Origin of the sequence: Faecalibacterium butyricigenerans, from assembly GCF_020687345.1 — a bacterium.
Lineage (GTDB): Bacteria > Bacillota > Clostridia > Oscillospirales > Ruminococcaceae > Faecalibacterium > Faecalibacterium butyricigenerans.
Genome location: NZ_JAJEQL010000003.1, coordinates 69,367 through 94,420, shown reverse-complemented (window position 1 = coordinate 94,420; position 25,054 = coordinate 69,367). Strand labels below are relative to the sequence as shown.

Sequence of the window (25,054 nt, the reverse complement as noted above, 5' to 3'; positions counted from 1 at the left end):
TCCTCCCGTGTGTATCGTGGTGTTTTCTCTGTTGTGCGGTCGTTTTTTGATTTCGCTATTATTTTATCAAAGACTCTTTCTTTCGCAAGAGCGTTGCGATAATCGGTCGGATGGCGGGGATATTCGGTTTTGCGCTGCCAAATCAAAACTAATATATTTGTGCATCTCTCACAAATAGATGGATACAACAGTTCAACACGAAACTTTGCGGCAGAACAAAAAAAGCCTCTCCCTTTGGGAGAGGTGTCAATGCCCTGCATTGACGGAGAGGGCAAGCCTGTTATAAAAGAGTCTCCATACAGCGATGAGCAGGGCCTTTCGCAGATGGAGAGCATATCGCTGCGCTCTATGCTCATGGTCAGCGGCCTTGCCCTCTCAGTCTCGCATTCGCTCGCCAGCTCTCCCAAAGGGAGAGCCTTTACGAGTGGATGGTCGGAAAAATGATCTTCACCGCAAAGAAGCCGTTCTGGCTCTCGGTGGTCAGAGTACCTTTATATTTCTGGACGATGCGGTTCGTCACTTTGACGGCGTAGTGGGTGGCGCGGGTGTCAGCGGCCTCCGGCGGACGGTCGGGGCTGATGACGTTCACCACCACGAAGCTCTGACGGGTGCAGACCAGCAGGTCGATGCAGCGGCGCTCCGGCTCGGGCACCTGCACGGCGCTCTCGATGGCGTGGTCGAGCATATTGGCAAAGAGGGCGTAGAGGTCGCTGGCTTCAAAAAAGCCCAGACAGCTGCCGTCCGTCACCGCATTGAGCTGGATGCGGCGGGATTCGCAGAGCAGCGATTTTTCGGTGAGCACCACGTCCAGCACCTCGTTGCCGGTGTTGCGGCTGGCGTCGTAGAGCTGTGCCGCCTTCTCGGCCTCGTCGATGTGGGCCTTCAGCTCCGGGTCGGGCGGGTCGGACGCCGCGCCCGACATCTGGCGGAGGGCGGCGATCTGAAGCTTCAGCTCATGGCAGCGCTTGTTGATGATCTGGACGTTCTGCCGCGCCACCTGATACTGCTCCCGCTGGCGCTCATATAAAAGGTTGAGGGTGTCCATCTCCTTCTGCATGGCCGATTTCTTGAACACCTCGGTCTGGAAGTAGAGCAGGGTCAGGAAGTAGAACTGTCCGATGAGCACCGTGCCCGCAAGGCTGGCGGGCATCTCGAACATCTCTCTGCTGCTCAGCAGCGCAGCTTGGAACATGAAGAGGATGCCGATGAAAAAGGCGCTGGTCAGCTGGCGCGGGCCGATGTGGTACTCTCCTTTATAAGACATCTTCCGGGAGAGGGCGTTACAGATGACAAAATAAAAGACCGCACCTGTGGTGAGCTGGGCCAGCCGGACCGGAAGCCCATCGATGTCGAGGGGGGTGCCGCGGCACTCAAAGAACACCTCCGCCAGCCGCCAGCCCTCATAGGCCGTCTGGGAGGTGAGCAGGCTCCACACCGCGCAGTAGAGTGCCCCCTTCCGGTCGATCTCGACGCAGGCGTAGATCATCATGCCCAGCAGGACGAAGAAGGACACATAGAGCGCCAGCAGCGAGAATTGAAGCTCGTGGAGGTTGGTGCTCTGGGCCGAAGGATCCAGCACATAGGTCAGGCCCATCAGCGGCAGCAGCATCCCCAGTGCACGGAGGCGGAAGCCGGGCCGGTGTTTGAGCGGCAGACAGAAGGCCAGCGCCGCACCCCAGCGCAACAGCGCCCGGAAGATGACATGGTGGAAAACGATGCTCACAGCACACCTCCGATGTAGGACGCCACCGCCGTGAGGAAGGCCGCGCGCTGGCGGCGGCTGATCTCCAAGCGGTCGGTGTTGACGTGGACGAAGTCGTTCTCCACGGCCTTGACGTATTGCAGGTTGACCAGATAGCACTGGTTGCAGCGGGAGAAATGGTACTGTGCCAGCTGCTTTTCGGCGCTGGCGAGGCTGGCCCGGACCGAAAACTCCCCTTTTGCAGTGTGATACCAGAGCAGCCGGTCACGGGTCTCCAGATAATAGATGTCGTTGGTGGAGAGCACCTGCATTCCGCCGCCTGCCAGCTGCAAAACGACCTGCCCGCCCCGGCGGCGCTCCACCCGCTGGACGGCCCGGGAGAGCTTGGTGCAGAACTGGTAGTAGTTCACCGGCTTGAGCACATAGTCCAGCGCATCCACCTCATAGCCCTTGATGGCGTACTGCGCCATGTTGGTCACGAACACCAGCACGGCATCCCCGTCCACGGCCCGTATCTTTTCCGCCGCGCCGAAGCCGTCCAGCCCTGGCATCTCCACGTCCATAAAGATGATGTCCCAGCCCGGCTCGTAATGGGCCGCGATGACCGCCCCGTCCTCGATGGGCACGGCCTCCACCTGCAGGCTGTTTTCGGCGGCGTACTTCCGGATGAACCGGCACAGCTCATCCCGCACCTCCTGCTGGTCTTCGACAACCGCGATCTTCAGCATCCCGCAGCCTCCTTTTCCCCGTTCTGACTCATTTTTATCGCAATTTTCAAAAGCAGTGCCTATCAAAACGGCATATTTGCGATATGCAGTTTGCGGATGTTGCTTGTGCATTCAAAACGCAAACTGCTATTCACTACTTTTTATTGAAACATACTTTCGGGCGAAATGCAACGGAGAAGACGCAAAAAGCCCCCGGCTTCTGAAAACAGAGACCGGGGGCTTGTCATGCAATGGTAGCGCAGCTGCGTTTTTATTAGCCGCCCAGAACAGCGGGCAGGAATTCCGCCAATCCAGGGATAGTGAAGGTCAGAATCGCCATGAGTGCCACCGTGCCGATGACGTACAGCGTATCGGGAAAAGCCTCGTCCACCTTCATGCCCAGCACACGGCAGGAGGTAAACAGGTTGACCGACAGCGGCGGGGTCAGGCTGCCGACCATCAGGGTCATCAGCAGGGCGATGCCGAAGTGGAGCGGAGTCAGGCCGACCGATACCGCGATGGGCAACAGGATGGGGGTGGTCAGGATGATGATGCAGACCGTCTCCATGAACATACCAAGGATCATCAGCAGCAGGAAGATGAAGGCGAGGATAAGGAACTTGGAGTCGGTGATGCTCATCAGCCAGCTTGCAAACATCTGGGGCACCTTCTGAGTGGACATGAGCCAGCCGAAGGGAGAAGCGACGGAGATGATGAGCATGATGACGCCGGTGGAAACGACAGCGTCAGCAGACACCTTGAAGAAGTCCTTCAGGGTCAGCTCGCGGTAGACGAACACGGCGAGGAACAGCGCGTAGACCACAGCCACGACAGCGGCCTCGGTAGCGGTGCACAGACCGGAAAAGACGCCGCCCAGAATGGCCACGGGCATCAGCAGGGGCAGCAGAGCATCCAGAATGATCTTCATGCGCTCATTGACGGTGTACTCGTGGGGGTCCTTGTTCTCCTTCTTCTGCCGACGGACAGCGAAGAAGCTATTCAGGGCGATGAGGGCGATGATGGTCAACAGGCCGGGGGCCACGCCGCCGAGGAACATATCGCCCACGGAGACGCTGGCCGACTGGGCGTAGACCACCATGACGATGCTGGGCGGGATGATGCAGGCCATCGTGCCGCCGGCTGCGATAAGGCCGGCCGTCAGGCCCTTGGGATACCCCTCCTCCAGCATGGAGGGGCCGATGATCTTGCCGATGGCGGCAGCAGAGGCGACACCGGAACCGGAAACGGCACCGAAGAAGCCGCAGGCAGCCATAGCCGTTGCACCCAGACCACCGGGGAATTTACGAAGCAGCATATTCGCCAGCTTTATCAATCGCGGTGTACTGCCGTAGACCATCAAGGCACCGGCAAAGATGAACATGGGCATCGCCAGCATGTTAAAGCTCTTTGCGCCGCTGACCATGCGCTGCAGCAGAATGTCCATCGAGGGGCCGCCGTTGACGCAGAGCAGAGTCATGCAGCTGATGCCGATGGAGAATGCGACCGGCACGCCGATGAGGAGGCAGACCGCCAGCGCAACAAACATCAGGATCAATCCAGTATTCATCGATTCAATTCCTCCTCTTCCTTAGAGGTATCCCTGCCCATCAGCTTCATCAGGTGCAGAATGGCCCAAACCACATAGAAGACGATCATCAGCACGCAGCCCAGCAGGATGGCCAGATAATTGATACCCTGAGGCAGACGGAGGGCGGGGGTCTGCATGGACCAGCTGGTCAGCATCTGCTTATAGGCAATGGTGGACACGATGACAAGGAACACGATGCAGATGACGTCGTCGAGCAGTTCGAAAGCGTTATACACCGGGGTCGGGAGCTTGCGGATAAAGAAATCGATGCGAGTATTGCCGTTGTTGATGGTAGCCATTGCCGCGCCCAGATAGGTGATGAAAACCATCGCCATGCTGGCCACTTCCTCCACCCAAGTAAATGAGTGGTCAAAGAAGTTGCGGTTGATGACCTGCATGAACACGATGACCACCAGCAGGCAGATGGAGACGCAGCTGATGAGCCGCAGCAGGAATTTGATGGTATCGAGAAGCTTCTTTGCCAAAGTCTATTCCTTCCTTTCTCTCGGAGGCCGACAGGCTCTTATCTTTACTTATTAAAAGAGGTGGCCAAGTCGATCCAGCTCTGGCCGTCGGCGTACTGAGAGGCGTAATCGGCCCATACGCCGTCCATTTTGGCCTGGAAGGCGGCCTTATCGACCTCGTTGACCTCCATGCCTGCTTCCTTCAGCAGGTCGAGGTACTTGTTTTCATCGTTCTCTTCCAGATCGATCTCACGGGCGTTCTTGGCCTCTTCCATCAAGATTTCCTGATACTCGGTGGGCAGGCTGTTGAACCAGTCCATATTGCAGACGAAAGGAGCGGCGTCATACATGTGGCCGGTGAGGGACAGGTATTTCTGCACGTCCTGAAGAGAAGAAGAGTAGATGTTGGACAGCGGGTTCTCCTGACCATCGATGGTGCCGTTCTGCAGGCCGGTGTAAACATCAGAGAAGGCCATGATGACGATGGAAGCGTCCAGTGCGTCGTACATGGCGACCTTCATGCTGTTCTCGTTGGTGCGGAACTTGATTCCCTTCAGATCCTCGGGCTTTTCCAGCGGGCGGGTGTTGTTGGTCATGTGACGGTAGCCGCTCTCCCAGATGGACAGGACCTTGAATCCCATGGGCTCAATGAGCTTCTCGGCGAACTGAGCGCCGAAATCGCCGCCCCATGCATTACGAGCATTGTCCAGACTGGTAAACAGGAAGGGCAACAGGGCCACGTTGACCTCTGCGTTGATGCCCTCGAAGTTTGCAGCACCCATCTGCATGCAGGCCTCTGTGGAACCGCCACGCACCTGCTCAATCAGGTCGCTCTCACCGCCCAACGCGCTATCAGTGTAGATCTCGACCTGAATGCCGCCGTTAGTGCGCTCCTCAACAGCCTTTTCAAAGCTCTGCAGCGCGACGATGGAGGGGTGAGATGCACTCATGACCGAGCCGATATTCATCGTATAAGTAGTGCCGGGAGCTGCCGCTGCGGCAGTCGATGCTGCGCCGGAGACAGCAGCGCTGGTGGAAGAAGAACCGCCGCAGGCTGCCAGAGCGCCTGCCATTGTTGCAGAGCCAAGAACCTTCAGGAAATTTCTGCGAGAGATTTTCATAATCGATGTCCTCCTAAATTTTCTTATTCCTTTTTGAACCTGCGGAGTCTTTCTCAACAGGTCGGGTTCAGTGTATTTGCTGCGCGCAGGCTATATCTCGCTCTAAAATTTTAAATTTTTAGGTAAATATTAGAGCGAAAAGACCCTTTTCTATTCAGGTCTCCTGCATTTGATCCAAAAATAAAAATCAATCTGTATCAAACTTCGTATTTTGCTTTCAGCGCCTTGATACGGGCAGCCTTGGCACGGCATTCGTCATCGGTGGCGTAGTCGTCGGTGGCGCGGGCGATGTGGCGGGTGACTGCATTGATGAAGCGGGCAGAGTCTGCAGCCGCGATAGCATCCACGATGGCCTGATGCTCCATGAGGTTGCACTCCAGTGTACTCAGCTTGAGCGGAGTATGGTTGACACCGAGATAGGCCAGAAATGTGATGCGGTTGGTCCCAAGGTCTTGGTGCATTTTGACCACACGGGCGTTGCCGCAGTAAAGCATATAGCAGCGATGAAACCGCACCTCATTTGCGACCCAATCGGCGTTGAAGTGTTCGCCGCGCTCCGCCACCAAACGGCGGGTCGTTGCCATCACTTCCTTCAGCTCCTTCACCAGCTCAGGGTGTCCTTTTGACATCTCAATAATCGCATCTGCGTAAAAAATCTCGCACATCATGCGAGCTTCCAGCGCATCCAGCAGTTCGGCGTTCGTGTAGGTACGCACCACCATGCTACGGCGGGGCAGCGCCTCCACATAGCCCTCGGAGATGAGACGGTTCAATGCATCCTTCACTGGCGTATGGCTCACACCAAATTCCTCGGACAGTTCCCGGACGATAAGCTTCTTGCCGGCCTCATACTTGCCGGTATAAATATTCTGCCGGATCTTGTCTGCCACCACATCTACTAAAGAGGTATTGACCAGCAGGCTGAGATCCGTAACGCACTCGATGTTCTGTACTGTGTTCATGAAACTTCCCCAAATTTACCTAAAGATTTTGCTGGCCTTATCATATCACACTTTCGCGCAGTGGCACAAGATGTCTTTTTCACAAGAAAATCGAAAATTTCTTGTGGATATTGCCAATCCGACGGCCTCCTTCGCGTCGTTTTGTGCAAATCGCTTCGAGAAAGGCCACCATTTTGAGCGTTTTGCCGCTTGCGTTTTGTCCTGCAACTTGCTACAATCAATTCAGGATTTACCTAAAAATTTTTGCTTCCATTTCACGTTTCATTGCCGGGCCTCCCGTCCGGCCCTATCCTGTGCCTTTTCTGTCTTGTACTCGCGCGCGGCGCGTCTTTTATGGTATAGTATAGAAGGGCACCGAAAAAGAAAGAGGCTACTTTTATGAACCATACTGGCTCTGTACAGCTTTTTCTTGATACCTGCCACCTCATCCACGCCAAGGGGCTGGTCAGCGGCTCCGGCGGCAACATCAGCCTGCGCTGCGACGACGGCATACTCATCACCCCCTCCGGCCGGAGCTTGGAATCCTTAAAGGAAGAAGACCTCGTCCTGCTGCAGATGGACGGAAGCTACACCTGCCCCAACGGTGGCATCCCGTCGAAAGAGTGGCGGATGCATCTGGCCTGCTACCGCGCCCGCCCGGACGTCTCGGCCCTCGTCCATGTCCACAGCAGCAATGCTGTAGCCGTTTCCTGTATGAAGAATGCAGACTCCTCCTGCGCTATCCCGGTGTATACCCCCGGCTACAGCATGCGCGTGGGCGAGCTGCCCATCCTTCCTTATATGACGCCCGGTTCGGTAGAACTGTGCGACCACGTCTTCCCTCTCATCGCAGAGCGCAACTCGGTGCTTCTGGCAAATCACGGTCCTTTGGCCGTGGGCCGCAGCATGGAGGAGGCGCTGAACATCATCGAGGAGATTGAGGACGAGGCGAAGCTTTTCCTGCTTCTGGGTGACCGTGGCATCGCTATGACGAAAGCACAGCAGGATGCTCTGCCCTCCCACGGACTGCGCTTTTGATTGGTAAAGGAGGAGAGCCACGGATATGACTCAAAACGAAACATTGCTGCTGGGCATCGACATTGGCACTACCGGCACGAAATGTGCGATCTATGACCTGAAGGGTGAGCTTGTCGCCCACGCCTATCAGGAGTACTCCATGATACACCCTCAGCCGTCCTGGACCGAGCAGGATCCCCATCGCTGGTGGAACGCCGTCCAGACGAATCTGCACAACTGCTTTGAGCAGCAGGGCATCGACAGCAGCCGCATCGCCTCCATCGGCCTGAGCTGCACCAACGCCATGACGCTGGTGGACGAGGCAGGCGAGCCGGTGTACAACGCCATCGGCCACCATGACAAGCGCGCCGACCCGCAGGTGGCGTGGCTGCGTGAGCGTGTCGGTGAGGATCTCGTCCTCCGCGTTACGGCGAACAAACTGGACAAGGGCTCGTTCTGTCTGCCCTCCCTGCGCTGGCTCATCGACAACCGCCCCGAGTTGGTGGCTCGGGCGTATAAAATGCTGATGCCCAGCGGCTACATCATCCAGAAGCTCACCGGAAAGTTCTCCATGAACCGCCCCCGGATGAGCCTCACCTCGCTGTCCGACATCCGCACCGGCGAGTGGAGCCGCGAGATCGCCAAAAAGGCGGAGATTCCCTTCTCGCTGCTGCCTACCCCTTACGACCCCTGCGACATCGTGGGCGGCGTCACCGAGGAGGCTGCCCACATCACCGGATTAAAAGCCGGTACACCGGTGTCTGCCGGTTGTCTGGACAGCGTAGTGGCCACATTGGGCGCAGGCGCTGTGCAGGAGGGCGATGTCGCCCTCACCATCGGCAGCAGCGGCCGCATCTGCTACATCGGCAGCGAGCCCATCTACGATAAGCGTCTGCTGAACTGCCGCAGCCCCTATCAGGGCCTGTACACCATTTTGCAGACCACCGACAACGCCGGCATCTCCCTGCGCTGGTTCCGTGATGTCTTCGGCGACGCCGTCCAGCAGAAGGCCGAGGCTGCGGGCCTGTCCGTCTACGATTACATGAACACGCTGGCTGAGAAGGTTCCCGCAGGCTGCAACGGTCTGGTCTATCTTCCCTATCTGGCCGGTGAAAAGTCCCCCATCTGGGACTCCGACGCCCGGGGCGTCTTCTTCGGCATGAGCCTTTCCACCGATTACGGTGCTTTCGTCCGCGCCATCATGGAGGGCGTCGCACTCTCTATGCGGGACTGCATGGAAATTATGCCTGCTGCCAAGAAGTCTATTTCCCCCATTCCTCTGGGCGGCGGCGCAGCCAACAGCCGCGTCTGGTGTCAAATTTTCGCCGACGTGCTGAACCGTCCCATCGTCCGCCTCAAGAGCGGTGAGACGGAAACTCTGGGCGATTTTATCATCGCCGCCGAGAGCGTCGGCCTTACCGACGTCACCCGCGACTTCGGTAAGAAGCTAGCCGCTGAGAGCGAAGTCCTCTACCCCGATTCTGCGGCGGCATCGGTCTATGATAAGGCCTATCAGAAGTATAAGGCTGTTTATCAGAACACGAAAACGCTATTCTAAGTTACCTTCTTCATTTTTCATTCTCCCTTTTCTCCTTGCCCCGGCTTTCTGCGCAGATGCAGGATGGCCGGGGTATTTCTTTGTACAAAAAGGACTCCCCGGGGGAGCTGTTCCGCTTCCCGGGGAGTCGATTCTGATTCAGTTTAAGAGTTTTTATTCAGCAGAGACCCGAACCATGCGCGGGCCTCCTGCTTCTTCTGAAGCTTATTGTGCATTTTGACGGTCTTTTCGTAGACCTTCTCGCTCATCTTGTTGCTTGCAGTGGTGGCGGCAGCCTGCTTTGCTTCCTTCGTATCGGCAGCAGCGACAGCAGCCTTCATCTCTGCAAACTCCTCCATGATGTCCTTCTGGAGGGCGGCATAGTCTGCCTTGGCCGCAGCCTTGTCCTTCTCGGAGACATCGCCGTAGGTCAGCAGGTTCGACAGGGCATCCCGTGCGCCGTAGAAGGACTTGGTCCAGTCCTCCGGGTAGGTGTAGTATCTGCCCTTCTGGTCCTTGTACCAGACGCCCTCGGTGGGCTGCTCGTCCGAGCGGACGACCTTCGCGGGAGAGTACTTGTATACATCTGCCGTGTCGGTGGTCAGCAGCGGATAGTACGGGACGAAGGCGTTGTACACGTCGTCGTCAAAGGCCGTCCACTCGACGATGGCAGTATCCAGCTCGCCGGTGGAGCTGACCTGAAACAGGTGGGTCTCGACGTTGTTGGTCTTGCCGATGGGTTCGACCTTAAAGAAGTTGAGCGCGTCTTCGACGCCGAATTTCTTGGTCAGCTTGATGTTGGAGTAGAGCGGGACGATGCCGCCGTCTCCTCCGATGTTGCTCATCGCGTAGTCTGCTTCGGTGTAGTTGTCCTCGGTGTAGGTATCGACGCCGTTCAGATAGTTCAGGCCGGCCGGCATCCGGGCGTTGTCCTCGTTGTTATAGGAGGCGTTCCAGTCGATGACGTTCGCCGCTGCATCGCCCACGAAAGTCCCGGCCTCCTGTGCGACGGAGATGGCATCTGCCGATGCGATGACGTTATCCGTGTCGTCGAGGTCGATCTTGCCGATGGCCGAGACGTTCGGCTGCATAAACACGACGCTGTCCGGAAGCTTGAGGGCGACGTAGGTGTGGCCCGTCAGGTTCTCGACGAACCACGTCTCATTCTGGTCGCCGATGAAAATGCCGGAACCACCGGCTGCACCGGCGTTTTCATAGATGGATGTCAGCAGGGCGACGCCTTCGCGGGCCGTGCCTGCCTCGCTGAGCAGGACCGTGGTGATCTCGGCCTCCTCGATGCCGTCGTCCACATAGGGGTCAACCGCAAGGGCAGCGTCCTTGCCGTACAGCGACTCGGTGGCAGAGACCATGACGCCCTTCTCGTTGGTGCCAGCCTCCTCATACGGCGTGTGGTCGTGGGTGCCGTCACAGTCCGGGCAGACGCCCGAGGTATTGTCGTCACGGCGCGCGGTGTAGCTGTAGCTGTCGTGGGTGAAGGTGTAGGTGAAGCCGTAGCAGCCATCGTAGACCTCGCCTGCCTTGTGATTCCCGGCTGCGCTGACATAGAACAGCTTGTTGTTGTCGTTGGTTCCCAGATCCTCGATGCGGCCGAACATCGTCGTGCCGTCCTCCGTGAGGTCACTGCCGACGTAAAGCGCCGTGCAGGCAAAAGCCGAAGGCACTACGGCCAGCGTCATGGCAGCCGCCATGACCGCCGCAGCGATTTTCTTAAAAGACATCATGTTCCAATCCCTCTCTCGTTTATTGTCGGCGTATGACGTCGATAGAGGGATAATACACCTTTTGCGCGAAAAATGCAAGTATATATTCGCATTTTCTTAGCTTTTATTCGCATTTACTAGAATATATGCATAATACTGGTTATGAATCAGATCTGACCCGCCGGGTCTGCCGATACTCGGATGCACGACCGCCCCGCAAGACCGACGGCGTTCTGCTGGAACCAGAAATACCCCCGCATATGCGGGGAAAAGTCGGGTCAGGCCCCATCCAATCAGAAGCACCTTTGCAGGGCAAAAAAGCGGCAGCTTCACTATCCTCTGTCCCGCTTACTGCACCAAAAATACGCCTCTGTCCTTCTGCTGTCAATGGCCCGGCACAAATTCGTCAAAGCCCCAAAATCGTGCCTTCTTTTTTGTGCAAAAACGCCCCGGCTTCCTGTTGCGGAAACCGGGGCGTTTATAATATTTTATTGAGCCTTATGCTCTCAGCGCCTCACGCAATCACTTGCGGGGGTTCTTGATCGCAGCCTGCGCAGCAGCCAGACGTGCGATAGGCACACGGAAGGGAGAGCAGCTGACGTAGTCCAGACCAACATTGTGGCAGAACTCGACGCTGGAGGGATCGCCGCCGTGCTCGCCGCAGATGCCCAGACCCAGATCAGCACGGGTCTCACGGCCATCGTGGGCAGCCATCTTGATCAGCTTGCCGACGCCGACCTGATCCAGATGCTGGAACGGATCGCTCTCGTAGATCTTGTTCTCGTAGTAAGCGCCGAGGAACTTTGCAGCATCGTCACGGCTGAAGCCGAAGGTCATCTGGGTCAGGTCGTTGGTGCCGAAGCTGAAGAACTCAGCCTCCTTGGCGATATCACCGGCAGTCAGAGCTGCACGGGGGATCTCGATCATGGTACCGACCAGATACTTCATGTCAACACCGGAGGCAGCGATCAGCTCGTCAGCGACCTTGACGACAACGTCCTTGACGAACTTCAGCTCCTTGACCTCGCCGACCAGCGGGATCATGATGTGCGGGGTGATGACGTAGCCGGTCTCAGCAGAGACGTTCAGAGCTGCCTTGATGACAGCGCGGGTCTGCATTGCTGCGATCTCGGGGTAGGTGACAGCCAGACGGCAGCCGCGATGGCCCATCATGGGGTTGAACTCGTGCAGAGAAGCAACGACATTCTTCAGGTCATCGAAGGTCATGCCCATATCGGCAGCCAGCTCCTTGATGTCCTCGTCCTTGGTGGGCAGGAACTCGTGGAGAGGCGGATCCAGATAACGGATGGTCATCGGGCGCTCACCCATGATGCGGTACATCGCCTCGAAGTCGCTCTGCTGGAACGGCTCGACCTTGGCCAGAGCAGTCTCGCGCTCCTCCACAGTACGGGCGCAGATCATCTCGCGGACAGCCTTGATGCGGTCCTCTGCGAAGAACATATGCTCGGTACGGCACAGGCCGATGCCCTCAGCACCCAGATCCACTGCCTGCTGTGCGTCGCGCGGGTTATCCGCATTGGTCATGACCAGCAGCTGACGAGCAGCGTCTGCCCAGCCCATAAAGCGGTTGAAGTTCTTGTTGCCGGTAGCGGCGACGGTTGCGACCTGCTCGCCGTAGATGTTACCGGTGGAGCCGTCGATGGAGATCCAGTCGCCCTCGACGAACTTGTGGCCGTTGATCTCGAAGGTCTTAGCCTCTTCGTCGATCTTCACCTCGTTGTCGTTGCCGCAGCCGGAGACACAGCAGGTGCCCATACCACGGGCAACAACGGCTGCGTGGCTGGTCATGCCGCCGCGGACGGTCAGGATGCCCTGAGACACCTGCATACCGACGATGTCCTCAGGAGAGGTCTCCAGACGGACCAGAACGACCTTCTTCATCTTGCCGGACTTGACCATCTCCTCAGCCTCCTCGGCGGTGAAGACGATCTGGCCGCAGGCAGAACCGGGAGAAGCTGCCAGACCCTTGCCGACGACCTCGGCAGCCTTCAGAGCAGCAGCATCGAACTGGGGATGCAGCAGGGTATCCAGCTGCTTGGGCTCAACGCGCAGGACAGCCTCCTGCTCGGTGATCATGCCCTCGTCCACCAGATCGCAGGCGATCTGCAGGGCAGCCTGAGCGGTACGCTTGCCGTTACGGGTCTGCAGCATATACAGGTGGCCGTCCTCGATGGTGAACTCCATATCCTGCATATCGCGGAAGTAGTTCTCCAGACGGGTTGCGATCTCAACGAACTGATCGTACACCTCAGGCATCTGCTCGTGCAGGTGGCTGATGGGGGACGGAGTGCGGACACCAGCAACGACGTCCTCGCCCTGTGCATTGATCAGATACTCGCCCATCAGCTTCTTTGCGCCGGTGGCGGGGTCACGGGTGAATGCGACGCCGGTGCCGGAGCGGTCGCCGGAGTTGCCGAAGGCCATCTGCTGGACGTTGACAGCGGTGCCCCACTCGTAGGGGATCTCGTTCATCTTACGGTAGACGTTTGCACGGGGGTTGTCCCAGCTGCGGAAGACAGCCTTGACGGCCTCGATCAGCTGATCCTTGGGATCCTGCGGGAAGGGTCTGCCCTCGTTGTCCTCGTAGATCTTCTTGAAGGTGCCGACCAGCTCCTTCAGGTCCTCGGCAGTCAGGTCAACGTCGTTCTTGACGCCCTTGGCTTCCTTCATCTTATCGATCTCGACCTCGAACAGGCTCTTCGGGACCATCATGACGACGTCGGCGAACATCTGCACGAAGCGGCGGTAGCAGTCGTATGCGAAACGGGCGTTGTTGGTCTTCTTGGCCAGACCCTCGACTGCCTCGTCGTTCAGGCCAAGGTTCAGGATGGTGTCCATCATGCCGGGCATGGACTGACGTGCGCCGGAGCGGACGGAGACCAGCAGCGGGTTCTCGTTATCGCCGAAGGTCTTGCCGGTGATCTTCTCGAGGCCCTTGACGTGCTCGAAGATGTCAGCGGTGATCTCGTCGTTGATCTGACGGCCGTCTGCGTAGTACTGGGTGCAGGCTTCCGTGGTGATGGTGAAGCCCTGCGGGACCGGCATACCGGCTGCAGTCATCTCAGCCAGACCAGCGCCCTTGCCGCCCAGAATGTTCTTCATGGTGACCTTGTCGCCGCCAAAGGCATCGTTGCCTTCGCTGAAGTAGTACAGATACTTTTTGCTCATGCGTGTTTACCTCCCAAATGATGGCCCCCGGCGCGATGCTCCGGCGGTCTTATCGATGCTCTGTCTTGTCATACGATAAACATTTCTCTGTGAATGCTAAACTATTATACCAGAATTTCGCGCCCATTCCATCGGGCAAATCACCGAATTTGTTTGATATTTTTTGTGCAAACTCTTGCATTTTACTCTCTTTTTCGGTAATATAAAATGGGAAAGATTTGAAGAGGATTTTCGAGTTTTGACGCCACTTTTGGGCAGTTGGATACAACTTTCTATCCATTAAACTCATTGCCCCTTTTGTTTGTCTTTCTTCTTTTCGAGTTTCTTTTATCTTGGATACAACAATCCCTCTTCCGCAGAGGCCGTCGCAGTCTGTTTGGCTTCTGCGAAAGGCAGAGTTGGAGGAGGTTTTTCCTTATGCAGAATATCGATGCATCCGCACTGGCCGCCGCAAAGGCCAAGCTCGACGCCGCCGAGGCACAGCGTGAAGAGGTGCTGCTGCGCCACATCGCAAACGGCGTGGACATCCGCAGCCGCAGTGTCGAGATCGACCCCGAGGTCGTCATCGCCCCGGGCGCTGTCATCCTCGCGGGCACCATCCTGAAGGGCCGGACGGTCATCGGCGCAGGCTGCGTCATCGGCCCCAACACCCTCATCGAGGACAGCACCGTGGACGAGGGCACCTCCGTCAACGCAAGTCAGGTCTACAGCAGCCATCTCGGCCCCCACAACAACATCGGCCCCTTTACCCATGTCCGCATCAACACCGTCACCGGCTACGGCGTGCATCTGGGCGCTTATGTCGAGACGAAGAACTCCAGCTTCGCCCGGGGCAATACCGTCAGCCACCTGACCTACATCGGCGACAGCGATGTGGGCAAATACTGCAACTTCGGCTGCGGCACCGTCACCTGCAACTACGACGGCAAGGATAAGTTCCGCACGACCATTGGCGACTACTGCTTCATCGGCTGCAACACCAACCTCGTGGCCCCCGTCACCATCGGCGACGGAGCCTACACCGCCGCCGGCAGCACCATCACCAAAGACGTGCCCCCGCAGGCACTTGGCATCGCCCGCGAGCGCCAGACCAACCTCGACGGCTGGGCCGAGCCGAAGATGGAAGCGTACATTGCAAAAAAGCAGAAACTGGAACAGGAGCAGGGCTGACCCCCGCTCCCCACGCCGCCGTGTCGCCCGCACGGCGGCTTTTTTGCGCTTTTTGTGTATCTTTTTGCGCGCGCGTATGTTATAATAATATACTGTTCGAAAAACAGCTCAGACACAAAAAGGCAGAATACAGTATGAATACCAATGACATCTGGCTCATTGCCGGCCTCGGCAACCCGGAGCCAAAATACGACGGCACCCGCCACAACGCAGGCTTTTCCGCGCTGGACGATCTGGCAGGCAGATGGGGCATCTCCGTCTCCAAGACCAAGTTTCAGGGTCTGTGGGGGCAGGGCGAGGTGGACGGCCATAAGGTCGTGCTCCTCAAGCCCCTGACCTATATGAACCTCTCGGGCGACTCCATCGCCCCGCTGGCGGGCTTCTTCAAGATCCCCGCCGACCACGTCATCGTCCTCTGCGACGACATCACCCAAAGCCCCGGCAAGCTGCGCATCCGGCCCTCCGGCTCGGCAGGCGGCCACAACGGCCTCAAGAGCATCATCGCCCGCCTCGGCGGCGAAAACTTCCCCCGCATCCGCATCGGGGTGGGCGCAAAGCCCCGCCCGGACTACGACCTCGCCGACTGGGTGCTGGGCAAGTTCCCGCCCGACGACGCCAAGGCCCTCGCCGACCGCCTGCCCGACCTCGAAGCCGCCGCCAAGCTCATCATGGACGGCAAGCTCGGTCTGGCGCAGAGCAAGTATAACGGATGAATCAAAGGCTCTCCCTTTGGGAGAGCTGGCGCGAAGCGCCTGAGAGGGCAAGGCCGCGGGCAAAGAGGCACGAACGCAGCGATAGCCTCTCTCTGACAAAGAGCCTGCTTGTCGCTATGCAGCGGCCCTATCGTCCCGTCCTTGCCCTCTCCGTCACCTGCGGTGACACCTCTCCCAAAGGGAGAGGCTTTAACCAGAAAGGAGGTCTCCCATGTACGAAGCGCTCCTGAAAAGCACCCCCGAATACCAGAAGATCGCGGCCAGCCTTGCGTCGCCGGGGCCGGCAGCACTGTTCGGCCTGCCTCCGGCGGGCCGGGCGCTGCTCTACGCCTCCCTCCAGAAGGACACAGGCCGCGTCCTCTGCATCGTCACCCCCGGCGAGGCCGAGGCTACCCATTTTGCCGACGACCTCAAGACGCTGGGCCTTTCGGCGGCGGTATTCCCGCCCCGGGACTTCATGCTCCGCCCCGTGGAGGGCGCGGGCCGCGAGTACGAGTACCGGCGGCTGTCGGTGCTGGGCGCACTGGCGGGCGGACGGCTGCAGGCCGTCTGCGTCCCCGCCGAAGCCCTGCTCCAATACACGGTGCCGCAGGATGAGTTCCTGAAAAACACCCTCACCCTCAAGCCCGGCATGGTCTATAACCGGGAAGCGCTGGTGGAGCGGCTCTTCGCCGCCGGGTATGTGCGGCGCAGTCAGGTGGACGGCCCGGGCCAGTTCAGCGTCCGGGGCGACATCGTGGACATCTACGCCCCGGATATGCACCAGCCCGCCCGTGTGGAATACTGGGACGATGAGATCGACTCTCTGGCCTCCTTCGACCTGCTGACCCAGCGGCGGGACGGCGCACTCGAGAAAATTTATCTTTCCCCTGCCCGTGAGGTGCTGTTCGGCAGCACCGCCGACACGGCGGACGCCCTCCGCGCCGCCCAGAAAAAAGCCCGGGGCAAGCACCGCACCGCCCTTGAAAAGGCGATGGAGGCCGACCTTGCCCAGCTGGACAGCGGCGTCATGCCCGAGGCCATGGACAAATACTACGGCCTGCGGTATGAGACGCCCGCCACCCTCCTTGACCATCTCCGCAGCCCCATCTTCATCCTCGACGAGGTGGGCGGCATCCGGGACGCCCAGAAGGCCACCGAGTTCCGCCGCAGCGAGGAGCTGACCGGCCTGCTGGAAGAGGGTGTCCTCTGCCCCGGCCTCGATGTGCTCTACCAGACCATGGACGACCTCGCCATCGCAGCCCAGAAACAAAGCACCCTGCTCTGCGAGAACTTCCTGCGGGGCATGAATGAGTTCAAACTCAAAGACCTCATCAACGCCGAGGCCTTTGCTGCCCCCAACTGGGGCGGCGACCTTGCCTCCCTGCGGGAGGATCTCGACCCGCTGGTGGCGCAAGGGTACGCGGTCGTCCTCTTTGCCGGTACGCCCAAGGGCGCGGCGGCCCTCACCCGGGACCTCGCGGACAAGGGCTACGCCGTCAGCATGAGCCGGGACGTCCGGCCCACAAAGGGGCTGGTGCAGGTCCTGCCCGGCCACCTCACGGCAGGCTGCACCTTCCCCTTCGCCCATGCCGCCGTCCTCTCGTCCCGGCGCCACGGTCTGGGCGACGAGGCCGCCGAGGCCAAAAAGCGCAAGAAAAATAAGAACGCCCTCTCCAGCCTGTCGGACATCAAGCCCGGCGACTATGTGGTGCATCAGAGCCACGGCATCGGTATGTATGCGGGCATCCAGCGCCTTGAGGTACAGGGCGCGATAAAGGATTACCTCAAGATCCAGTATTCCGGCTCGGACGTGCTCTATGTGCCCGTCACCCAGCTGGACCTGCTGAGCCGCTACACCGCCCCCGGCGACGAGGAAAAGGTGAAGCTGGCCAAGCTGGGCGGCACCGAGTGGCAGCGCACCCGCGCCAAGGTGAAAAAGGCCACCGAGGAGATGGCGCAGGAGCTGATCGAGCTTTACGCCCGCCGACGGCAGGCCACGGGCTACGCCTTCCCTGCCGACGGCGACTGGCAGAGCGACTTTGAATCCCGCTTCGAGTACGACGAGACGGACGACCAGCTCAACGCCACCGCCGAGATCAAAAAGGACATGGAAAAAGGCTGGCCCATGGACCGCCTGCTCTGCGGCGACGTCGGCGTCGGCAAGACCGAAGTCGCCCTCCGGGCGGCCTTCAAGTGCGTTATGGGCGGCAAGCAGTGCGCCATCCTCGCCCCCACCACCCTGCTGGCGTGGCAGCACTACAACACCATCATCTCCCGCATGGAGGCTTTCCCGGTGAAGGTCGGGATGCTCTCCCGCTTCCGCACCGCAAAGCAGCAGAAGGAGACGCTGCGGGGCTTACAGTCCGGCAGCGTGGACATCGTCGTCGGCACCCACCGTCTCCTCTCCAAGGACGTCCGCTTCCACGACCTCGGCCTTGTCATCATCGACGAGGAGCAGCGCTTCGGCGTCAAGCATAAGGAGAAGCTGAAGGAGAACTTCATCGGCGTGGATATGCTGACCCTCTCGGCCACCCCCATCCCCCGCACCCTGAACATGGCCATGAGCGGCATCCGCGACCTTTCCACCATCGAGCAGCCCCCCATCGAGCGCCAGCCTGTGGAGACGTTCGTGCTGGAATATAACGACGTCATCCTTGCCGAGGCCATGAAGAAGGAGCTGGCCCGGGGCGGTCAGGTCTACTATCTCCACAACCGTGTGGACAACATCGAGTCCACAGCCGCCCATGTCAGCCAGATGGTGCCCGGTGCACGGGTGGGCATCGCCCACGGCAAGATGACCGAGGAGGAGCTGAACCCCGTCTGGCAGCATCTGCTGAACGGCGAGATCGACATCCTCGTCTGCACCACCCTCATCGAGACGGGCATCGACGTGCGCAACTGCAACACCCTCATCATCGAGGATGCCGACCGGATGGGCCTCGCCCAGCTGTACCAGATCAGAGGCCGTGTGGGCCGCTCTGGCCGGAAAGCCTACGCCTACTTCACCTTCCGGCGGGACAAGACCCTCACCGACATCGCCCAGAAGCGCCTTTCCGCCATCCGGGAGTTCACAGCCTTCGGCTCCGGCTTCCGCATCGCCATGCGCGACTTACAAATTCGCGGCGCAGGCAGTCTGCTGGGCCACAGCCAGCACGGCCACATGGAGGCCGTGGGCTACGACCTCTATGTCAAGATGCTGGGACAGGCCATCGCCCGGGCCAAGGGCGAACCCATCCAGCGGGACAAGAGCGAGTGCCTCGTGGACCTGCGGGTAGACGCCTTCATCCCCGAGAAGTATATCGCCGACGGCCCGGGCCGCATCGAGGCCTACAAGCGCATCGCCGCCATCCAGACCCCCGAGGACGCCGCCGACGTGCTGGACGAGCTGATCGACCGCTACGGCGACCCGCCCCCCTCGGTCAGCGACCTCGTCAGCGTCTCGCTGGTGCGGGTCCAGGCCGCCGCCGTGGGCGTCTACGAAGTCACCCAGAAGAAGGACACCCTGCTCTTACAGGTCGAGACGCTGGACGTCGGCATGATACGCGGCCTGCTCATCGCCTTCAATGGCCGGGTGACGGCAGGCGCGGGCACCAAGCCCTACCTCTCAGTGGTCCTTCAGCCCGACGAAAAGCCGCTGGAACTGCTGCAAAGCATCCTCCGGGCGATGGCGGACATCCTTGCCGCCCCGCAGGAGGAAGCCTCCGGCAAAAAATAAACTTTATCAGGAGTACACTTATGAAAAAGAAACTCATCGCGCTCGTCTGCGCCCTCGCACTGGCCGTCGGCCTCGTGGGCTGCAGCCTCTCCACCCCGGATTCCGTCGGCACCATCGGCGATGTGGACATCCCCTCCGGCCTCTATCTGCTGGCCCAGTTCGACGCCTACCAGACCGCCGCCGACCTCGCCTCCGACGAGCAGGATGCCTCCAAGGTGTCCAGCTTCCTCAAAGCCACCATCACCGTCGATGATGCCACCGGCGAGACCGCCGTGGTCAGCGACTATGTGGCCCAGAAGACCCTCGAGAACCTCGAGTCCTACGCCGCCATCGAGACCCGCTTCGACGCGCTGGGCGGCGTGCTGACCCCCGACGAGGAGGCGCAGGCCGACAGCTATGCCTCCCAGCTGATGGAGCAGAACGGCGACCTCTATAAGGCCAACGGCATCGGCCTCGACACCCTCAAGCGGTTCGAGCGCATCCTCATCAAGAGCAGCGACCTGCTCACCCTCTGCTACGGCACCGACGGCGAGACCCCCGTCTCCGACGCTGAGCTGACCAGCCACCTCGAGGACGATATGGTCTACATCCGCTACACCGTCATCCCGCTGTACAATACCAGCACCTTCGCCTTCGCCGACGACGACCAGAGCACCCAGATGCTGGAGCTGGCCCAGACCGCCGCCGAGAGCTACAACGCCGCCGTCCACGCTGACGCCGCAGCGCAGACCTCCGCCTTCGGCGCTGCCGTCTCTGCCGCTCTGCCCGACATCTACGCCGTGCTGGACGGCACGCCGTCCTCCGACGCTGCTTCTCTCTCCACCGCCCTGCTGGGTGCTGCCGACATCGACTCCACCTTCTCTGAGGAGGGCGCTGCCGACGCCGTCCGTGCCCTGAAGCCCGGCGAGGCAGCTGCGGTGCAGTACTCCGGCTATGCGCTGATGCTCCTCGTCCGCCTCGACCCGCTGGAGGCCGACACGCTGGACGCTCTCCGCGCACAGGCCCTCTCCGACATGAAGAGCAGCGAGCTGCAGGACAGCATCCAGTCCTTCGGCGCTTCGCTGCCTCATGCGCTGGACACCGCCGCCACGAAGAAGCTTCCGGCCTCCAAGATCAAGAACACCCAGAGCGACCAGTAATTTTTCCGGAATAAGATGCAAAAAACTCCGAGGGCATTCCGGCTCCCGGAGTTTTTTTGCTGTCAGGATACGACTTTTTCAAATTCCGCTTCCAGCGCCTCATTGACGGCCCGGATGGCAGCGGCCTCGGGCTTGATGGCCCGGCGGTCGTAGGTGAACAGGCCGTTCACCTCATCCTCCACATCGGTCAGCTGCGTGTATACCAGCGCCGAGAGGCCCTTTCTCAGCTGGGGCAGAATGGTCTTGAGCTGCAAGTCACGGTAGCGTCCGGTCAGCTCGGCCCGGCTTCTGACTGTGCCGTAGCCGTAGGTCTTCCGGGGCGGCTCATGGCCGGGCATGGGCCACGCGATGCCGCCGTACTCGCTGAGGGCCACCGTCCGCGCTTTCGGGCGGATGCGGAGCGGATAGAAGTAGTTGTGGATGGAGTGGACATCTCCCCCGCCCCGGTCGAACCAGCCGCTGGCCTCATCCACCAGACGGGTCGGGTCGAGGGCGCGGAGGGCCTTCGTCGCTTTCTCTGCGTCGAACTGCCCCCAGCCCTCATTGAAGGGCACCCAGCATCCGATGGAGGGGTGCTGGCCCAGCGCGGCCACCGTGTCGGCCAGCTCCCGGCTGTACTCCTCCCGGCTGCGTGCGCTGCCCCGGCCCAGCAGGCCCCAGAGCAGCTTCCCGTCCGGGGCATAGCGCAGCAGCGGCTGCAAAGCGTTCGTCAGATAGGTGACGTACCACATGGGGTAGGCCCCGCCGCCGTTCACCATGTCCTGCCAGACGATGATGCCCAGTTTATCGCAGTGGTAATACCACCGCTCCGGCTCGATCTTGGCGTGCTTGCGCAGCAGATTGAAGCCCAGCTCCCGCACAGTGTGCAGCTCGTGCTCCACTGCCCCGTCGGAGGGCGGCGTATAAAGGCCCTCGGGCCAGTAGCCCTGATCCAGCAGGCCGTTGAGGAGGATAGGCTTTCCGTTCAGGAAAAAGCGCTTGATGCCCCGCCTGTCCTCCCTGCACTCCCACTTGCGGAGGGCGAAGTAGCTGTGCACGGTGTCGAACCCCTCCTCTTCGCCCTGCGTCGTGCCCACGGTCAGGTCGTAGAGGAAGGGGCTGTCGGGACTCCACGGGAAGAAGTGCTCCTCGGAGATATTCAGGGTCACTTCGCCGTCTTGGTCGGCCTCGTCGCTGCCCCAATCCTCGGCGATGGTCACGCCTCCGGCCCGGACAGCCGCCCAGACATTTACCGCGCCGCCGGGCTTCGTGGTATGGACTCTGACCGTCACAGTCCGGGCGTCATAGTCCGGGATGACGGTGAGGCTTTCGATATAGTTTTCCGGCACCCGCTCGAGCCAGACGGTCTGCCAGATGCCGCTCTGGGCCGGGTAGAACATCCCGCCGGGCTTGAGGGTCTGCTTGCCTCTGGCCTGCGTGCCCGCACCGGTGGGGTCTTGGACTGCCACCCAGAGAGTATTGTGCCCCTGCGGGCGGAGCAGGTCGGTGATGTCCAGCGTGAAGGGCCAGTAGCCGCCTCGGTGTCCCCCGGCCAGACGGCCGTTGACCTCTACCGCGCAGGCATAGTCCACCGCCCCGAAATGGAGCAGGACCCGCCCGCCCTCGCCCGCCGGGGGCGTGAAGCTGCGGTGGTAGTGGAGCCACTGGCCGGGCTGCAAGGTGCGGCTCACACCGGAGGCCCTTGCCTCGGGCGAATAGGGCACGAGGATGCTGCCGTCCCACCGGGCCGGAAACTCCGGGCTTCTGGTGATGGCGTAATCCCACAGGCCGTTCAGATTCAGATAGCTGTCCCGGCGCAGGCTGGGACGGGGATATTCGGGGAGCGGATGCATTTTATTTCCTCACTTATAGGCCGCAGCCAGCTTTTCCAGCGCAGGCAGGCTGCGCTCCACCTTCTCGGTGTCGATGCAGTAGGCAAAGCGGACATAGCCCTTGACGCCGAAGGTGTCGCTGGGCACCAGCAGCAGGTCGAACTCCCGGGCCTTGAGGCAGAAGGCATTGGCGTCCTCTTCCAGCGCCTTCGGGAAGATGTAGAAGGTGCCGCCGGGGCGCTCCACCTCGAAGCCCAGCTCTGTGAGCTTGTCGTAGAGCAGGTTCATGTTCGTCTCGTAGACGGAAAGGTCGCTGGTCACGTCGAGGCACTGGGCCACGGCGCGCTGGATGATGCTGGGCGGGCAGTTGTGGCCGGTGAAGCGGGAGATCTGGGCCATCATATCCACCAGCAGCTCCTCGCCCTCGCAGCCGGGCCGGACGGCTACATAGCCCAGACGCTCGCCGGGGAGGCTCAGGCTCTTGGAGAAGGAGAAGCAGGTCAGGGTGTGGGGATAGAATGCCGCCGGGTAGGGCACCTTTCTGCCATCAAACGCGATGTCGCGGTAAGGCTCATCGCTGACGAGGAAGATCGTGTGGCCGAAGGCCCTGCTTTTCTCGGTCAGGATGTCAGCCAGCCGGGTCAGCGTCCCGGCAGAGTAGACCACGCCGGTGGGGTTGTTGGGGGTGTTGATGAGGACGCAGGCGACATTCTCGTTCAGCATCGCCTCAAAGGCGTCGAGGTTCGGCTGGAACGCCGGGGCCTGCGGGGGCACGACCTTCAGGACCGCGCCGGTGCCCCCGACATAGGGGCCGTACTCCGGGAAATAAGGTGCGAAGGTCAGCACCTCGTCGCCGGGCTTGGTCACAGCGCGGATGGCGTGGGCGATGGCCCCCGCCGCACCCGTGGTGGGGAAAATATCCTTCTGCTCGTAGGGCAGGCCGAAGGTCCCGGCCAGATGGGCCGCCACAGCGGTGCGGAAGCCCGGGTCGCCCTGACTGGGGCAGTAGCCGTGGAGGGCCACCGGCTCCTCCTCGGCCAGCAGGGTCTGCATGGTCTTGGTGAACTTGTCCGGGCAGGGCACGCTGGGGTTGCCCAGCGAGTAGTCGAACACGTTCTCATAGCCGATCTCGGCGGCGCGCTGTTTGCCATACATGAAAGTCTCGCGGATGACGCTCTTATGGCCCAGCATGGCGCGGTAAGTCTCGTTCAGCATAATACTTTCCCTCTTTTTCTTATTGTTCCTCTTCGGGCGGGGCAGACGCATAGCTCTGCTCCACCTTTATGACACAGCAGTATTTCGGGTCCTGCTCCTTGACGAAATTGCACATCTCGGCCAGCCGGGCATCCTTATCCCCGGTGTAGCCCGCCGGGAAGACAAGGTCGAACAGAACATTGGTGTGGCTGTCTCCCGGCACGATGCGCAGGTCATGGACGGACAGGCGCGGGTCCATCTGGCGGGCTTTCTCCATCAGACGGCTGCGCAGGACGCCCACGGCGGCGTCCGACGTCACGATGGGGTCGTAGTGGATGGTGACCTGCAGGCGGTCTTTTTCCATAAACTCCCGCTCGATGTTGTCGATGATGTCGTGGGCCTCCAAGGGGTCGGCCTCCGCCGGGAACTCGATGTGGAGCGAGGCGAACTGATGCCCCGGGCCGTAGTCGTGGACCATCAGGTCGTGGACGCCCAGCACGCCGGGATAGCTCATGACGGTGCGCTCGATGTGCTCCACCAGCTCAGGCGAGGGGCTTTCGCCCAGAAGCGGGCTGAGGGTATCCATCATCAGCCCCCACCCCGACCAGAGGATGAACCCGGCCACCGCCACGCCCATGAGGCCATCCAGCACATCCCAGCCCGTCAGGCGGGAGAGGACGGTGGACAGGAGGACGGCGCTGGTGGTCAGTACGTCGTTCCGGCTGTCGGCGGCGGTGGCCATCAGGGTCTCAGAGCCGATGCGCTGGCCGATGGTCTTGTTGAAACGGCTCATCCAGAGCTTGACGCCGATGGACGCCGCCAGCACCGCCACGCTGAGCCAGCTGAACACCACCGCCGTGGGGTGGAGCACCTTCAGGACCGATTCCTTCAGCAGCGAAAGCCCGATGGCGAGGATGGTGACGCAGACCACGAGGCCCGCGAGGTACTCATACCGGGCGTGGCCGTAGGGGTGCTTCTCGTCCGGGCCTTTGGCTGCCAGCCGGAAGCCCACAAGGCTCACCACGTTGGAGGAAGCGTCCGAAAGGTTGTTCAGTGCGTCGGCCATAATGGCGATGGAGCCGAAAAGGGTGCCCGCCGTCAGCTTGCCCAGACAGAGCAGAATGTTGCAGGCCATGCCCACAAGGCTGGCCAGATTGCCGTAGGCCGTGCGGACGGCGGCGTCCTTCGTGTCCTCCGGGTGCCTGATGAACAGGCGGATAAGCAGTCGTGTCATAAATATTTCCTCTCAGCAGATGTACCAATGCTATCAGTATAGCACTGCACTTTATGGTTTTAAAGCATTTCTGCAAATTTTTCGGGTGCAGAAAGCCCCCGGCGGGGAA

18 protein-coding genes are annotated in these 25,054 nt (G+C 60.3%); 6 read left to right on the top strand and 12 right to left on the bottom strand.

Translation table 11 applies throughout. The features are described from left to right. Positions 1-418: 418 nt before the first annotated feature. The 6 genes from LKD23_RS12945 to LKD23_RS02125 all read right to left on the bottom strand — a co-directional run bounded on the left by LKD23_RS12945 (position 419) and on the right by LKD23_RS02125 (position 6,544). Positions 419-1,723 carry a GHKL domain-containing protein gene (locus tag LKD23_RS12945; protein WP_227620153.1) on the bottom strand — a complete coding sequence of 435 codons (1,305 nt, stop codon included), beginning with the start codon at positions 1,721-1,723 and terminating at the stop codon, positions 419-421. Beyond that, positions 1,720-2,430 carry a LytR/AlgR family response regulator transcription factor gene (locus LKD23_RS02145; protein WP_227620152.1) on the bottom strand — a complete coding sequence of 237 codons (711 nt, stop codon included), beginning with the start codon at positions 2,428-2,430 and terminating at the stop codon, positions 1,720-1,722. Before LKD23_RS02145 ends, LKD23_RS12945 begins: the two co-directional genes overlap by 4 nt. 253 nt (positions 2,431-2,683) lie before the next feature. Then, on the bottom strand, positions 2,684-3,976 hold the full coding sequence (locus tag LKD23_RS02140) for a TRAP transporter large permease (protein ID WP_227620151.1): 1,293 nt from the start codon (positions 3,974-3,976) through the stop codon (positions 2,684-2,686). Next, complete coding sequence (locus LKD23_RS02135; protein ID WP_227620150.1) at positions 3,973-4,482, bottom strand: TRAP transporter small permease; 510 nt, start codon at positions 4,480-4,482, stop codon at positions 3,973-3,975. The genes LKD23_RS02140 and LKD23_RS02135 overlap by 4 nt, the downstream gene beginning before the upstream one ends. 44 nt (positions 4,483-4,526) lie before the next feature. Further along, on the bottom strand, positions 4,527-5,582 hold the full coding sequence (locus tag LKD23_RS02130; protein WP_227620149.1) for a substrate-binding domain-containing protein: 1,056 nt from the start codon (positions 5,580-5,582) through the stop codon (positions 4,527-4,529). 197 nt (positions 5,583-5,779) lie between these two features. Then, positions 5,780-6,544, bottom strand: a complete 765-nt coding sequence (locus LKD23_RS02125) for a GntR family transcriptional regulator (protein ID WP_227620148.1) — start codon at positions 6,542-6,544, stop codon at positions 5,780-5,782. A 378-nt stretch (positions 6,545-6,922) separates the two neighbouring features. On the opposite strand from LKD23_RS02125, the gene LKD23_RS02120 reads away from it, so the two are divergent. After that, a complete protein-coding gene (locus tag LKD23_RS02120; RefSeq protein ID WP_227620147.1) occupies positions 6,923-7,561 on the top strand; it encodes a class II aldolase/adducin family protein in 639 nt (212 codons plus the stop codon). A gap of 25 nt (positions 7,562-7,586) precedes the next feature. Beyond that, the gene (locus LKD23_RS02115) at positions 7,587-9,098 is read left to right on the top strand and encodes a xylulokinase (RefSeq protein ID WP_227620146.1); all 1,512 of its coding nucleotides are present in this window, start codon (positions 7,587-7,589) and stop codon (positions 9,096-9,098) included. 143 nt (positions 9,099-9,241) lie between these two features. On the opposite strand, the gene LKD23_RS02110 is transcribed toward LKD23_RS02115, so the two are convergent. The 3 genes from LKD23_RS02110 to LKD23_RS02100 all read right to left on the bottom strand — a co-directional run bounded on the left by LKD23_RS02110 (position 9,242) and on the right by LKD23_RS02100 (position 14,276). After that, positions 9,242-10,819 carry a C69 family dipeptidase gene (locus LKD23_RS02110; protein WP_227620145.1) on the bottom strand — a complete coding sequence of 526 codons (1,578 nt, stop codon included), beginning with the start codon at positions 10,817-10,819 and terminating at the stop codon, positions 9,242-9,244. A gap of 501 nt (positions 10,820-11,320) precedes the next feature. Beyond that, positions 11,321-13,987 carry a pyruvate, phosphate dikinase gene (ppdK, locus tag LKD23_RS02105; protein ID WP_227620144.1) on the bottom strand — a complete coding sequence of 889 codons (2,667 nt, stop codon included), beginning with the start codon at positions 13,985-13,987 and terminating at the stop codon, positions 11,321-11,323. Between the two features lie 49 nt (positions 13,988-14,036). After that, complete coding sequence (locus LKD23_RS02100) at positions 14,037-14,276, bottom strand: hypothetical protein (RefSeq protein ID WP_227620143.1); 240 nt, start codon at positions 14,274-14,276, stop codon at positions 14,037-14,039. A 128-nt stretch (positions 14,277-14,404) separates the two neighbouring features. Here LKD23_RS02100 and LKD23_RS02095 point away from each other — a divergent pair, with 128 nt between their 5' ends. The 4 genes from LKD23_RS02095 (at position 14,405) to LKD23_RS02080 (ending at position 20,706) form a co-directional block, all read left to right on the top strand. Next, complete coding sequence (locus LKD23_RS02095; protein WP_227620142.1) at positions 14,405-15,157, top strand: DapH/DapD/GlmU-related protein; 753 nt, start codon at positions 14,405-14,407, stop codon at positions 15,155-15,157. A gap of 134 nt (positions 15,158-15,291) precedes the next feature. Next, positions 15,292-15,870: an aminoacyl-tRNA hydrolase gene (pth, locus tag LKD23_RS02090; protein ID WP_227620141.1), complete on the top strand. Its 579-nt coding sequence runs from the start codon at positions 15,292-15,294 to the stop codon at positions 15,868-15,870. Between the two features lie 211 nt (positions 15,871-16,081). After that, positions 16,082-19,567, top strand: a complete 3,486-nt coding sequence (mfd, locus tag LKD23_RS02085; RefSeq protein WP_227620140.1) for a transcription-repair coupling factor — start codon at positions 16,082-16,084, stop codon at positions 19,565-19,567. A 20-nt stretch (positions 19,568-19,587) separates the two neighbouring features. Continuing rightward, on the top strand, positions 19,588-20,706 hold the full coding sequence (locus LKD23_RS02080) for a foldase (RefSeq protein WP_227620139.1): 1,119 nt from the start codon (positions 19,588-19,590) through the stop codon (positions 20,704-20,706). Positions 20,707-20,768: 62 nt separating this feature from the next. Here LKD23_RS02080 and LKD23_RS02075 read toward each other — a convergent pair whose 3' ends face one another. Genes LKD23_RS02075 through LKD23_RS02065 form a run of 3 tightly spaced genes read right to left on the bottom strand, consistent with a single transcriptional unit; the run spans position 20,769 to position 24,945 of the window. Continuing rightward, a complete protein-coding gene (locus LKD23_RS02075) occupies positions 20,769-22,538 on the bottom strand; it encodes a glycoside hydrolase family 2 protein (protein ID WP_227620138.1) in 1,770 nt (589 codons plus the stop codon). 9 nt (positions 22,539-22,547) lie between these two features. After that, positions 22,548-23,732, bottom strand: coding sequence for a pyridoxal phosphate-dependent aminotransferase (locus tag LKD23_RS02070; protein WP_227620137.1), 1,185 nt, complete (start codon positions 23,730-23,732; stop codon positions 22,548-22,550). A gap of 19 nt (positions 23,733-23,751) precedes the next feature. Then, positions 23,752-24,945: a cation diffusion facilitator family transporter gene (locus LKD23_RS02065; RefSeq protein ID WP_227620136.1), complete on the bottom strand. Its 1,194-nt coding sequence runs from the start codon at positions 24,943-24,945 to the stop codon at positions 23,752-23,754. Positions 24,946-25,054: the final 109 nt, after the last annotated feature.

Bases quoted from the DNA above. Each gene is read 5' to 3' on its own strand.
- LKD23_RS02145 (WP_227620152.1), bottom strand. From the start codon at position 2,430: ATGCTGAAGATCGCGGTTGTCGAAGACCAGCAGGAGGTGCGGGATGAG.
- LKD23_RS02125 (WP_227620148.1), bottom strand. From the start codon at position 6,544: ATGAACACAGTACAGAACATCGAGTGCGTTACGGATCTCAGCCTGCTG.
- LKD23_RS02110 (WP_227620145.1), bottom strand. From the start codon at position 10,819: ATGATGTCTTTTAAGAAAATCGCTGCGGCGGTCATGGCGGCTGCCATG.
- LKD23_RS02080 (WP_227620139.1), top strand. From the start codon at position 19,588: ATGAAAAAGAAACTCATCGCGCTCGTCTGCGCCCTCGCACTGGCCGTC.
- LKD23_RS02075 (WP_227620138.1), bottom strand. From the start codon at position 22,538: ATGCATCCGCTCCCCGAATATCCCCGTCCCAGCCTGCGCCGGGACAGC.
- mfd (WP_227620140.1), top strand. From the start codon at position 16,082: ATGTACGAAGCGCTCCTGAAAAGCACCCCCGAATACCAGAAGATCGCG.
- LKD23_RS02130 (WP_227620149.1), bottom strand. From the start codon at position 5,582: ATGAAAATCTCTCGCAGAAATTTCCTGAAGGTTCTTGGCTCTGCAACA.
- LKD23_RS02115 (WP_227620146.1), top strand. From the start codon at position 7,587: ATGACTCAAAACGAAACATTGCTGCTGGGCATCGACATTGGCACTACC.
- ppdK (WP_227620144.1), bottom strand. From the start codon at position 13,987: ATGAGCAAAAAGTATCTGTACTACTTCAGCGAAGGCAACGATGCCTTT.
- LKD23_RS02100 (WP_227620143.1), bottom strand. From the start codon at position 14,276: ATGAGTTTAATGGATAGAAAGTTGTATCCAACTGCCCAAAAGTGGCGT.
- LKD23_RS02140 (WP_227620151.1), bottom strand. From the start codon at position 3,976: ATGAATACTGGATTGATCCTGATGTTTGTTGCGCTGGCGGTCTGCCTC.
- LKD23_RS02070 (WP_227620137.1), bottom strand. From the start codon at position 23,732: ATGCTGAACGAGACTTACCGCGCCATGCTGGGCCATAAGAGCGTCATC.
- LKD23_RS02120 (WP_227620147.1), top strand. From the start codon at position 6,923: ATGAACCATACTGGCTCTGTACAGCTTTTTCTTGATACCTGCCACCTC.
- LKD23_RS02095 (WP_227620142.1), top strand. From the start codon at position 14,405: ATGCAGAATATCGATGCATCCGCACTGGCCGCCGCAAAGGCCAAGCTC.
- LKD23_RS02065 (WP_227620136.1), bottom strand. From the start codon at position 24,945: ATGACACGACTGCTTATCCGCCTGTTCATCAGGCACCCGGAGGACACG.
- pth (WP_227620141.1), top strand. From the start codon at position 15,292: ATGAATACCAATGACATCTGGCTCATTGCCGGCCTCGGCAACCCGGAG.